Origin of the sequence: Paenibacillus sp. FSL F4-0243 (assembly GCF_037963295.1) — a bacterium.
In the GTDB taxonomy this organism is placed as follows: Bacteria; Bacillota; Bacilli; order Paenibacillales; family Paenibacillaceae; genus Paenibacillus_AQ.
In genome coordinates this window covers 140,417-152,660 of sequence record NZ_CP150151.1, presented here as the reverse complement: position 1 = coordinate 152,660, position 12,244 = coordinate 140,417, and the positions used below count along the sequence as shown (strand labels likewise).

Annotated in this window: 6 protein-coding genes, 10 tRNA genes and 3 rRNA genes; all 19 read right to left on the bottom strand. The window is 47.5% G+C overall.

What is annotated here, in order from left to right; all coding sequences use genetic code 11:
* Positions 1–188: 188 nt before the first annotated feature.
* The 19 genes from NSS87_RS00755 to NSS87_RS00665 all read right to left on the bottom strand — a co-directional run bounded on the left by NSS87_RS00755 (position 189) and on the right by NSS87_RS00665 (position 12,018).
* Positions 189–698, bottom strand: coding sequence for an acyltransferase (locus NSS87_RS00755; protein ID WP_179281711.1), 510 nt, complete (start codon positions 696–698; stop codon positions 189–191).
* Positions 695–1,351 (bottom strand): pyrophosphatase PpaX, encoded by a 657-nt coding sequence (ppaX, locus tag NSS87_RS00750; protein ID WP_076286834.1) that lies wholly within the window; start codon positions 1,349–1,351, stop codon positions 695–697. Before ppaX ends, NSS87_RS00755 begins: the two co-directional genes overlap by 4 nt.
* Before the next feature lie 5 nt (positions 1,352–1,356).
* Positions 1,357–2,388, bottom strand: coding sequence for a prolipoprotein diacylglyceryl transferase (lgt, locus tag NSS87_RS00745; protein ID WP_042183990.1), 1,032 nt, complete (start codon positions 2,386–2,388; stop codon positions 1,357–1,359).
* Positions 2,389–2,400: 12 nt separating this feature from the next.
* Positions 2,401–3,339, bottom strand: coding sequence for an HPr(Ser) kinase/phosphatase (gene hprK, locus NSS87_RS00740; protein ID WP_042183988.1), 939 nt, complete (start codon positions 3,337–3,339; stop codon positions 2,401–2,403).
* Between the two features lie 210 nt (positions 3,340–3,549).
* A complete protein-coding gene (ugpC, locus tag NSS87_RS00735; protein WP_042123255.1) occupies positions 3,550–4,671 on the bottom strand; it encodes a sn-glycerol-3-phosphate ABC transporter ATP-binding protein UgpC in 1,122 nt (373 codons plus the stop codon).
* 114 nt (positions 4,672–4,785) lie between these two features.
* A complete protein-coding gene (locus tag NSS87_RS00730; RefSeq protein ID WP_042183986.1) occupies positions 4,786–5,880 on the bottom strand; it encodes a helix-turn-helix domain-containing protein in 1,095 nt (364 codons plus the stop codon).
* 149 nt (positions 5,881–6,029) lie between these two features.
* Positions 6,030–6,102, bottom strand: a tRNA-Lys gene (locus tag NSS87_RS00725).
* A gap of 5 nt (positions 6,103–6,107) precedes the next feature.
* Positions 6,108–6,193: transfer RNA gene (locus tag NSS87_RS00720), tRNA-Tyr, on the bottom strand.
* Between the two features lie 9 nt (positions 6,194–6,202).
* Positions 6,203–6,275 (bottom strand) — tRNA-Phe (locus tag NSS87_RS00715).
* 66 nt (positions 6,276–6,341) lie between these two features.
* Positions 6,342–6,419: transfer RNA gene (locus NSS87_RS00710), tRNA-Asp, on the bottom strand.
* A gap of 13 nt (positions 6,420–6,432) precedes the next feature.
* A tRNA-Thr gene (locus NSS87_RS00705) sits at positions 6,433–6,508 on the bottom strand.
* Positions 6,509–6,541: 33 nt separating this feature from the next.
* Positions 6,542–6,617, bottom strand: a tRNA-Val gene (locus NSS87_RS00700).
* 8 nt (positions 6,618–6,625) lie between these two features.
* Positions 6,626–6,702: transfer RNA gene (locus tag NSS87_RS00695), tRNA-Met, on the bottom strand.
* A 30-nt stretch (positions 6,703–6,732) separates the two neighbouring features.
* Positions 6,733–6,824, bottom strand: a tRNA-Ser gene (locus NSS87_RS00690).
* A gap of 82 nt (positions 6,825–6,906) precedes the next feature.
* Positions 6,907–9,835: ribosomal RNA gene (locus tag NSS87_RS00685) — 23S ribosomal RNA — on the bottom strand.
* 165 nt (positions 9,836–10,000) lie between these two features.
* A tRNA-Ala gene (locus tag NSS87_RS00680) sits at positions 10,001–10,076 on the bottom strand.
* A gap of 21 nt (positions 10,077–10,097) precedes the next feature.
* Positions 10,098–10,174, bottom strand: a tRNA-Ile gene (locus NSS87_RS00675).
* A 45-nt stretch (positions 10,175–10,219) separates the two neighbouring features.
* Positions 10,220–10,336: ribosomal RNA gene (rrf, locus tag NSS87_RS00670) — 5S ribosomal RNA — on the bottom strand.
* Positions 10,337–10,460: 124 nt separating this feature from the next.
* Positions 10,461–12,018: ribosomal RNA gene (locus NSS87_RS00665) — 16S ribosomal RNA — on the bottom strand.
* Together the 16S, 23S and 5S rRNA genes with 10 tRNA genes alongside form the textbook arrangement of a ribosomal RNA operon.
* Between the last annotated feature and the right edge of the window lie 226 nt (positions 12,019–12,244).

Sequence of the window (12,244 nt, the reverse complement as noted above, 5' to 3'; positions counted from 1 at the left end):
TATTTGACGCTGAATGCCTAGCGTGGGATTTACGTGATTACTAAGGTTAATTATACCGCCTACATCCGAATAAAAAACTTAAGAAGATCTTAAAGTTTTCTTAATATGCTTCTCCAAGACGCAAGAAACCCTGCAGATCCTGCGCTAAAAAAACGCAATATGAAACTGCAGGGTTTACGAAGCATCTTTTACACTTGTTCCGAAGAATCTTCCGATGAAGCTGGGCGTAGCTCTCGCAGTGGGTTGCCTCCTACAAAAGAGCCAGCCGCCACGTTCTTGTGTACTACTGATCCTGCGGCAACAACTGCCCAATCACCGATGGTTACACCGGGAAGAATCGTTGTATTGGCGCCAATCAATACATTTTCCCCAATCACTACTTCTCCCAGGCGATACTCCTTGATTAAATATTCATGCGCCAGAATCGTCGTGTTATAACCGATAATAGAGTTCTCACCCACCGTTATTTTTTCCGGAAAAAATACATCCACCATCGCCATCAGACCGAAGGAGGTATGCTTGCCTACCTTCATCCCGAGAATCCGACGATAGATCCAGTTCTTTAACGGTAGAATCGGGCAATAACGGGCAATCTGAATAAAAATAAAGTTGCGGACACCCTTCCACGGGCTGACCGTACGGTAAATGTACCAAAGTGAGTTATGACCTTCTACAGGATATCGGGTTACGTTTCTCACGATTCACTCGTTCCTCGCTCCACAATTTCTATAATATCCTTCATGTTATGGATGATATAGTCGGGATCATACTTGCGGAGAGTCTCTTCGCCTTTTAAAGACCACGATACTCCAGCCGCATATACACCAGCAGCTTTTGCTGACTGAATATCAACCGTACTGTCACCCACCATAAGAGTTTTACGAGGATCAACGCCAAGGTTATTGACTGCTGTCAGAACAGGCTCTGGATGTGGCTTTGGTTCAGTAACATCGTTCACCGTCACAATCGTATCCATGTACTTTAGCAAATCAAACATCTCAAGCGATTTAATCGTTGTTGGACGAATTTTTGTAGTCACAATCCCCATTTTAATTCCACGACGTAAGAGCTCTTCCATTGTCTCATTCACTTGAGGAAAGGGACGTACTAACTCATCGTGATGTTCATAATTATAAGAACGGTAGGATTTCTCAAGCGCACCACTTACATCCTCAAGTCCAGAGAAGACTCTCATCTGTTGCTGAAGGGTTGTGCCCATATGCGGAATAATCTCTTCCCTAGTGAGTGGAGCTAGACCATTGTCCTTCAGCGCGTACATAAACGAACTAATAATTAGCTCATTCGTATCGACAATCGTTCCATCTAGATCAAAAAGAACGCATTCTATCATAAGCTTTACTGCTCCTTCTTATCTCCATCCGCAGGCTGTCCTTGCTCAGGTTGAGCCCCGTGACGAGCTTTCTGCGGTGTATTTACTGCGCTTTCAGGCACTATGGTATCTGCTTTGATCGGTTTAGTACATACGATAGGATCAGAATAATGTGCTTTAGGCTCTCCCGTGACCCTACGAATAATGATAAGCAGTACAGCTGCGACGATGATCAGTAAAGCAAGCAGCTGAGAAATACGGATATTTCCATAGCTTGGGTCCAAGTATCCTTGCTCAAAGCCTAACCATTCCATCGGTTTCCACAATCCGTTCATAAAGGATGCCAAGCCTGCACTTCCATTAAAGGCCAAGCTGTCCGTACGTATGGCTTCAATGAAGAAACGACCGATGGAATACCATATAAAGTAAGACATGAAGATCTCACCGGCTCGCACAAACTTCTGACGACGAAGAACCATTAGTAGCGCGATACCTAGTAAGCTCCAAAGAGATTCATACAAGAAGGTCGGATGATGAAAAGCATCCCCTATGTACATTTGGTTCACAATGAAGTCAGGTAAATGCAGTTTATCCCGTAAAAACGACTCTTCAACCACGCTGCCGTATGCCTCTTGGTTGACAAAGTTTCCCCAGCGTCCAATCATTTGACCCGCAAGTAGTCCAGGTGCACAAATATCAACGATACGCCAGAAGGGGTAGCCTTTATAGCGGAAATAAATAATCCCGCAAATAATGGCTCCAATTAACGCACCGTAAATGGCGATGCCACCATTCCAGATCTTAAAGACATCTATTAAATTATCCTTATAATCCTCCCATTTAAACGCTACAAAGTAAATCCGTGCCCCAATAATGGCCGAAGGCACACCTAGCAGCAGCATATCCATAAAGAATTCTTGTGGTATACCAAACCGTTTGCCCTCGCGGATCGCAAGAAATAACCCCGCGAGTGCACCGAAACCTAGTATTAATCCGTACCAGTGTACTTGCAGTGATCCAATTGAGAAGACAATAGGATTTAGTGCTAATGGGAACATTCTCTCACACTCCTAATCGAGATCATCCATATCTTCAGATATGGTCGCAGTTAGCTTATTCGTGAACTGCAGGGCTGCATTAAAGCCCATTTGTTTCAGGCGATAGTTCATCGCTGCAACCTCTATAATAACTGCAAGGTTACGTCCTGGGCGTACGGGAATCGTTACAAGCGGAACATCTGTGTCAATAATCCGTGTCGTTTCCTCATCAAGTCCAAGTCGATCATACTGCTTGTCTTGCTGCCAAGCTTCCAATCTAACAACAAGTGTAATCCGTTTATGATTACGAATGGCACCCGCACCAAAAAGTGTCATTACATTAATGATACCGACTCCACGGATCTCCAGTAAATGACGGATTAACTCAGGGGCTGTACCATGCAGCTGGTTATCTGAAGTCTGACGGATTTCTACGGCATCATCAGCAATCAATCGATGACCGCGTTTTACAAGCTCAAGGGCTGTTTCACTTTTACCAATCCCACTACTACCCGTAATTAGCATACCTACACCATATACATCACAAAGTACGCCATGAATAGTCGCCGTAGGAGCTAATTTTCCTTCTAGGAAGCTCGTCAAACGGCTGGAGAAAATAGTCGTAGCCATCGAGCTGCGAAGCACAGGAAGAGCCTTTTCATTACTTATGTCAATTAACTCTTGAGGCACTTCTAAACCACGTGTAATTACAATACAAGGTGTGTTATCATTGCAAATTCCACGAAGTCGGCTTTTCCGCTCAGCTTCGGGCAGCATGGAGAAAAAAGCGAGTTCTGTTTTGCCTAGCAATTGAACACGTTCTTCTGGATAATATTCAAAATAACCAGCAATCTCTAGTCCAGGGCGATTCAGGTCATCGACCGTAATGGGTCTCTTTAGACCTTCCTGGCCGGAAATAACCTCTAATTGAAAATGCTGTACCAATTCAGATACTTTTACTTTCTTAGCCATGTAATTTCGTCCTTTCGTCACCTGCGGTATTTGTCCGCTTACTGCGTCCGGTTGGCAGCGATCTCTTTACATTCCGGAGGTAATTCTCCTGCTATCTTAATTGATAACGCTTATGAATGCAATCTTAGCGCCTAACCAAACAGGGTCCATCTAAACAATAAAGCCACCCTTTCGGGTGGCTTTATCAAGAGAGAAAAGATCTTTACAATCTTATCCCAACAAAATGTTAGCTTCGGATTCTTTATCAAAGAAGTGAATTTTGTTCATATCAATAGCCAATTTAGGCTTGCTGCCTTCGCGAGTAGTGGAACGTCCATCTACACGAGCGATTACAGTAGATTTACCAAGGCCGCTCAAGTAAAGGAGCATTTCGTGACCAAGGTTCTCAGTAACATCAACCAATGAAGTGAAGATTGTGTTCGGGGAAGCTTCCAAGAATACTGGCTCTTCATGGATATCTTCTGGACGAACGCCCATGATTACTTCTTTACCGATGTAACCTTTGTTGCGGATGATTTGAGCTTTTCCGCCTGGTACTTCAACATCAAGGTTCTCAGCACGGAAACGGATAGAACCGCTCACTTCGGACAAAGTACCATTGATAAAGTTCATTGTAGGGGATCCGATAAATCCAGCTACGAACAAGTTTGTAGGTTCATTGTACAACTCTTCAGGGGAAGCTGCTTGTTGAATGATACCATCATACATAACTACGATGCGATCACCCATTGTCATAGCTTCTGTTTGGTCATGCGTTACGTAGATACAAGTAGTTTCAAGGCGCTTAACCAGTTTAGTGATTTCAGCACGCATTTGACCACGAAGTTTAGCATCCAAGTTGGAAAGAGGCTCATCCATCAAGAAGACTTGTGGATCACGTACGATAGCGCGTCCCAAAGCGACACGTTGGCGTTGACCACCGGAAAGCGCTTTTGGTTTACGATCTAGCAAATGCTCGATATCAAGAATTTTAGCAGCTTCGCGAACTTTCTTGTCGATTTCATCCTTCTTCACTTTACGAAGTTTCAAACCGAAAGCCATGTTTTGGTATACGCTCATATGCGGATACAGGGCGTAGGATTGGAATACCATCGCGATATCGCGGTCTTTAGGTGCAACGTCATTAACTACACGATCGCCAATGTACATTTTACCTTCGGAGATTTCTTCCAAACCAGCGATCATACGCAAAGTTGTGGATTTACCGCAACCGGAAGGTCCAACCAATACTAGAAATTCCTTATCTTTAATATCAAGATTGATATCGATTACTGTTGCTTTATCTGAACCCGGGTATTTTTTGAAAATATGCTCTAAACGTACGCCTGCCATTGTATTTCCCCCTCGAGTTAATTATTAATTAGTTAATATAAAAATTCTGTTTCCTTGTACATTTATATTACCCCAGTCGGGACACTATGGCTATTTGTAAGGTTCACAAAAAACCTATTTCCTTTTCGTCACTTTATACAAAAGCATAGTAAGCTTCACAATAGCAGCGTCCCCAAAGCTTCGTACATCTGCTCCGGTCTCTTGTTTTATCTTATCCAGACGGTAAAGCAGCGTATTTCGATGGATATACAACTTCTTGGCGGTTTCACTTACATTACAGTCCATCTCAAAAAAAGTCTCCAAAGTCAGCAGCATCTCTTTATCTGATAGTACAGAGGAGTAGTCACCAATTTGTCCAAGCAACTGTTTGCGGCGTACATCAGGAATGCTGTTAACCAGACGTTCCAAATGCAGTTCCCAAGGTAAATGAATATATTCTCCTACTTGAAAAATACGACCGAGTACAATCGTCTCCCTGAGCAAAGCTACAGATCCAGTCAATCCCTTAACAGGGACTATAGCCGGAGCTACTGCCAAATGGAATACCCCTACCCATTCACTAGCTATCAGCTCATGTAACCCCATACTAGTCTGTGCTAGAAGATCATCTACACTCTCTTCTTCATCATCTTTATCATCCCCGCCCGTAAGTAATTCTTTACGAGCTAAAATTAACCATTCCTTCTCTTGAAGGGGAATGAGCAGAATTTCGTTCTCAAAATAGCTACGCAGTAATTTCATCAGTGAACGATAAGAGATCTGTGGACTATGGGCAATCTCACTACTAAGGAGGAATGGAATCATATCTCCGAACAGACGTCCCTTTAGGGTGATCTCATCGGGAATTTCAGTGTCATTCTTCTCTTGCTCTAGCTCCGTGTTCAACCAAGCGCCAAGCTGCCGCGCCTCCACTTCACCTTCTTCTCGAAGACCTGTTGCTTTAAGTGCAATAGCAAAATTTCGAACTGCATAGTTGACCAGTTGTACTTCCAGAGAAGTGAGCCCCTCCATTTCTACCCAGACAGCGGTTATACGTCCGTCACTCTCATACAAAGGTGCCCAGAGATGACCCTCATGGATTACCAGCTGATCCTGTCCTTCTAATCCCATGCTAAAAAGAGAAGCTGAATGCTGCCTCCCTAACTGCTTGATTCCGGTTCTCTTTCCGGTGAGCTGCTCTAATTTTTTCCGCAATGTCTCACTATCCATAGTCACCATGCTCCACCACTTTTGCTCTTTTCGCCTATTTTAGCATATTCTCTTATATTATGTTAATCGCTACAGTAGCGCGCTACTATAATACAACCATAAAACACAAAAAAAGCCACCACCATAAGGTGATGACTTTCTGTTTGGGATGAGCCATGAAGGACTCGAACCTTCGACACCCTGATTAAAAGTCAGGTGCTCTACCAACTGAGCTAATGGCTCATAAATGGTGGGGGATGATGGATTCGAACCACCGAACACGTACGTGAGCAGATTTACAGTCTGATGCGTTTGGCCACTTCGCTAATCCCCCAGGGAAAAGTGGCTCGAGACGGATTCGAACCGCCGACACGAGGATTTTCAGTCCTCTGCTCTACCGACTGAGCTATCGAGCCATATTAAATTGACATAAAAATAAAGTGGTAGTATTATACTTCCCACCCTAGTCTTGTGGAAAAAAATGGCGGAACCGACGAGATTCGAACTCGCGATCTCCTGCGTGACAGGCAGGCATGTTAGGCCAACTACACCACGGTTCCGCATTGATAATAATGGTGCCGGCGAGAGGACTTGAACCCCCAACCTACTGATTACAAGTCAGTTGCTCTACCAGTTGAGCTACACCGGCACGGTGTAAAAAGTATTTCTTAAAAAGTAATAATGGTGGAGGCTGAGGGGATCGAACCCCCGACCCTCTGCTTGTAAGGCAGATGCTCTCCCAGCTGAGCTAAGCCTCCAGGTATTATGGTAGCGGCGAAGGGGATCGAACCCCCGACCTCACGGGTATGAACCGTACGCTCTAGCCAGCTGAGCTACACCGCCACAATAATTAGAAATGCTATGGATTGAAAATGGCGGAGAGAGTGGGATTCGAACCCACGCACCGCTTACGCAGTCTAACCCCTTAGCAGAGGGTCCCCTTATAGCCACTTGGGTATCTCTCCAAACGATATCAGTACCACAGCAATCCAAACAGGAATTTGACTCCCTGAAAACTGAATCCGAATTGAATTTGCGTCTTAAGTATAGGATAAGCCCTCGACCGATTAGTATTGGTCAGCTCCATGCATTACTGCACTTCCACCTCCAACCTATCTACCTCGTCGTCTTCAAGGGGTCTTACTAATTGGGAAATCTCATCTTGAGGGGGGCTTCACGCTTAGATGCTTTCAGCGCTTATCCCGTCCGTACGTAGCTACCCAGCCATGCTTCTGGCGAAACAACTGGTGCACCAGCGGTACGTCCATCCCGGTCCTCTCGTACTAAGGACAGCTCCTCTCAAATTTCCTGCGCCCACGACAGATAGGGACCGAACTGTCTCACGACGTTCTGAACCCAGCTCGCGTACCGCTTTAATGGGCGAACAGCCCAACCCTTGGGACCTACTTCAGCCCCAGGATGCGATGAGCCGACATCGAGGTGCCAAACCTCCCCGTCGATGTGGACTCTTGGGGGAGATAAGCCTGTTATCCCCAGGGTAGCTTTTATCCGTTGAGCGATGGCCCTTCCATGCGGTACCACCGGATCACTAAGTCCGACTTTCGTCCCTGCTCGACTTGTAGGTCTCGCAGTCAAGCTCCCTTATGCCTTTGCACTCTTCGAATGATTTCCAACCATTCTGAGGGAACCTTGGAACGCCTCCGTTACTCTTTAGGAGGCGACCGCCCCAGTCAAACTGCCCGCCTGACACGGTCCCCGTACCCGGTAAGGGTACTAGGTTAGAACCTAGATACGATCAGGGTGGTATCCCAACGGCGCCTCCACCGAAGCTTGCGCTCCGATTTCTACGGCTCCCACCTATCCTGTACAGATCGTACCCAAATTCAATATCAAGCTGCAGTAAAGCTCCATGGGGTCTTTCCGTCTTGTCGCGGGTAACCTGCATCTTCACAGGTATTAAAATTTCACCGGATCTCTCGTTGAGACAGCGCCCAAGTCGTTACGCCATTCGTGCGGGTCAGAATTTACCTGACAAGGAATTTCGCTACCTTAGGACCGTTATAGTTACGGCCGCCGTTTACTGGGGCTTCGGTTCATAGCTTCGGGTTACCCCTAACCACTCCCCTTAACCTTCCAGCACCGGGCAGGCGTCAGCCCGTATACTTCGCCTTGCGGCTTCGCACAGACCTGTGTTTTTGCTAAACAGTCGCTTGGGCCTTTTCACTGCGGCCCCCTCGTGCTATTCACACTACCGGGGCACCCCTTCTCCCGAAGTTACGGGGTCATTTTGCCGAGTTCCTTAACGAGAGTTCTTCCGCGCGCCTTAGAATTCTCTTCTCGCCTACCTGTGTCGGTTTGCGGTACGGGCACCTTCTCCTGGCTAGAGGCTTTTCTTGGCAGTGTGAGATCATGACCTTCGCTACTATAATTTTCGCTCCCCATCACAGCCCAGCCTTAACGATGTGCGGATTTGCCTACACATCAGCCTCACTGCTTAGACGGACATATCCATCAGTCCGCGTCACTACCCTCCTGCGTCACCCCATCGCTCATAGCGGATTACGGTGGTACAGTAATTTCAAACTGTTGTCCTTCGACTACGCCTTTCGGCCTCGCCTTAGGTCCCGACTTACCCTGAGCGGACGAGCCTTCCTCAGGAAACCTTGGGCTTTCGGCGGATCAGATTCTCACTGATCTTTTCGTTACTCATACCGGCATTCTCACTTGTATGCTGTCCAGCGCTCCTTACGGTACACCTTCAACCCACATACAACGCTCCCCTACCCCAGATACATACGTATCTAGCCATAGCTTCGGTGGTGTGTTTAGCCCCGTTACATTTTCGGCGCAGAGTCACTCGACCAGTGAGCTATTACGCACTCTTTCAATGGTGGCTGCTTCTAAGCCAACATCCTGGTTGTCTGTGCAACTCCACATCCTTTCCCACTTAACACACACTTGGGGACCTTAGCTGATGGTCTGGGCTGTTTCCCTTTTGACAATGGATCTTAGCACTCACTGTCTGACTCCCGGCAATAAGTATATGGCATTCGGAGTTTGACTGAGCTTGGTAATCCTTGCGGACCCCGCACCCAATCAGTGCTCTACCTCCACTACTCTTATACCGAGGCTAGCCCTAAAGCTATTTCGGGGAGAACCAGCTATCTCCGAGTTCGATTGGAATTTCTCCGCTACCCCCACCTCATCCCCGCATTTTTCAACATGCGTGGGTTCGGGCCTCCAGTGCGTGTTACCGCACCTTCACCCTGGACAGGGGTAGATCACACGGTTTCGGGTCTACGTCCACATACTCAATCGCCCTATTCAGACTCGCTTTCGCTGCGGCTCCGTCTTCTCGACTTAACCTTGCATGTTAAACGTAACTCGCCGGTTCATTCTACAAAAGGCACGCCATCACCCATAGATAGGGCTCTGACTTTTTGTAAGCACACGGTTTCAGGTTCTATTTCACTCCCCTTCCGGGGTGCTTTTCACCTTTCCCTCACGGTACTGTTTCACTATCGGTCGCCAGGTAGTATTTAGCCTTAGCAGATGGTCCTGCTGGATTCATACGGGGTTTCACGTGCCCCGCACTACTCGGGATCCGTCTCGGAGAGAACACAGTTTAGGCTACAGGGCTTTTACCTCTATCGCGGGCCTTTCCAGACCTCTTCACCTACCATATTCCTTTGTAACTCCATGTGAGACGTCCCACAACCCCTAAGAGCAAGCTCTTAGGTTTAGGCTGTTCCGCGTTCGCTCGCCGCTACTGACGGAATCACTATTGTTTTCTCTTCCTCAGGGTACTTAGATGTTTCAGTTCCCCTGGTCTGCCTCTACATCTCCTATGTGTTCAGAGATGAGTAACTGCGAATTACCACAGCTGGGTTTCCCCATTCGGACACCCCCGGATCAAAGCTTGCTTACAGCTCCCCGAGGCAGTTTCGTTGTTCGCCACGTCCTTCGTCGGCTCCTGGCGCCTAGGCATCCTCCGTGTGCTCTTATTAGCTTAACCTTGATTTTTCCGCAGGAAAATATCGAACGATATCTTCTTTGAAAAATCTCACTAATAACATTTACTTGTTTGCACAAGTTGCTAAAAGATGTTCTAAAACGCAAATTCGTTTCGGTATCCAGTTTTCAAGGATCAATGTTTAAAACAGGTATTGAATTAAAATTATGGTGGAGCCAAGCGGGATCGAACCGCTGACCTCCTGCTTGCAAGGCAGGCGCTCTCCCAGCTGAGCTATGGCCCCATAAAAGGATATAATGTCATATGGTGGGCCTTGGTGGACTCGAACCACCGACCTCACCCTTATCAGAGGTGCGCTCTAACCAACTGAGCTAAAAGCCCATATAACATATATAATATTGTGAATCAACCAAAGAATGGTTGTCCGCTTGGCGGCGTCCTACTCTCCCAGGACCCTTCGGTCCAAGTACCATCGGCGCTGGAGGGCTTAACGGTCGTGTTCGGGATGGGTACGTGTGGAACCCCTCCGCTATCGCCACCAAACGCATACGAAAGAGACTTGCTCTTTCAAAACTGAACACGAGTGAGTGTTCGAACCCGAAGGTTCTATAATGGAAGTTTAACTTCCGATTTGAATGTCTTCATTGCAGAAGACGATTCTCCATAGAAAGGAGGTGATCCAGCCGCACCTTCCGATACGGCTACCTTGTTACGACTTCACCCCAATCATCTACCCCACCTTCGGCGGCTGGCTCCCTTGCGGGTTACCCCACCGACTTCGGGTGTTGTAAACTCTCGTGGTGTGACGGGCGGTGTGTACAAGACCCGGGAACGTATTCACCGCGGCATGCTGATCCGCGATTACTAGCAATTCCGACTTCATGCAGGCGAGTTGCAGCCTGCAATCCGAACTGAGACCGGCTTTGATGGGATTGGCTTCACCTCGCGGTTTCGCTTCCCGTTGTACCGGCCATTGTAGTACGTGTGTAGCCCAGGTCATAAGGGGCATGATGATTTGACGTCATCCCCACCTTCCTCCGGTTTGTCACCGGCAGTCACTCTAGAGTGCCCAACATTACTTGCTGGCAACTAAAGTTAAGGGTTGCGCTCGTTGCGGGACTTAACCCAACATCTCACGACACGAGCTGACGACAACCATGCACCACCTGTCTCCTCTGTCCCGAAGGCCGCCACTATCTCTAGTGGATTCAGAGGGATGTCAAGACCTGGTAAGGTTCTTCGCGTTGCTTCGAATTAAACCACATACTCCACTGCTTGTGCGGGTCCCCGTCAATTCCTTTGAGTTTCAGTCTTGCGACCGTACTCCCCAGGCGGAGTGCTTACTGTGTTAACTTCGGCACCAAGGGTATCGAAACCCCTAACACCTAGCACTCATCGTTTACGGCGTGGACTACCAGGGTATCTAATCCTGTTTGCTCCCCACGCTTTCGCGCCTCAGCGTCAGTTACAGCCCAGAAAGTCGCCTTCGCCACTGGTGTTCCTCCACATATCTACGCATTTCACCGCTACACGTGGAATTCCACTTTCCTCTTCTGTACTCAAGTCACCCAGTTTCCAGTGCGACCTCAGGTTGAGCCCAAGGTTTAAACACCAGACTTAAATGACCGCCTGCGCGCGCTTTACGCCCAATAATTCCGGACAACGCTTGCCCCCTACGTATTACCGCGGCTGCTGGCACGTAGTTAGCCGGGGCTTTCTTCTCAGGTACCGTCACTCCGATAGCAGTTACTCTACCGGACGTTCTTCCCTGGCAACAGAGCTTTACGATCCGAAAACCTTCATCACTCACGCGGCGTTGCTCCGTCAGACTTTCGTCCATTGCGGAAGATTCCCTACTGCTGCCTCCCGTAGGAGTCTGGGCCGTGTCTCAGTCCCAGTGTGGCCGTTCACCCTCTCAGGTCGGCTACGCATCGTCGCCTTGGTGGGCCGTTACCCCACCAACTAGCTAATGCGCCGCAGGCCCATCCCTCAGTGACAGATTGCTCCGTCTTTCATTCTTTCTTCAGGAGAAAAAAGAAATTATCCGGTATTAGCTACCGTTTCCGGTAGTTATCCCAGTCTAAGGGGCAGGTTGCCTACGTGTTACTCACCCGTCCGCCGCTAAGTTATTTTGAAAGCAAGCTTTCAAAATAACTCCGCTCGACTTGCATGTATTAGGCACGCCGCCAGCGTTCGTCCTGAGCCAGGATCAAACTCTCCAATTAGTATTGAAAAGAGCGATATGCTCATTTTGAAACATCTGACGAGAAAATTAATTCTCTAATTTTGGATTTCACTTTCGCGATTTCCCACTCACTCGTTGTTCAGTTTTCAAAGATCAATGTCTCATCTTTCGTTGTCGTTGCTTGTCAGCAGCGACCTTTATAATATATCACAGCACCTTTGTTTTCGTCAAGCGTTTTTTTAATTTCTTTTTTTCGCTTACCGTTT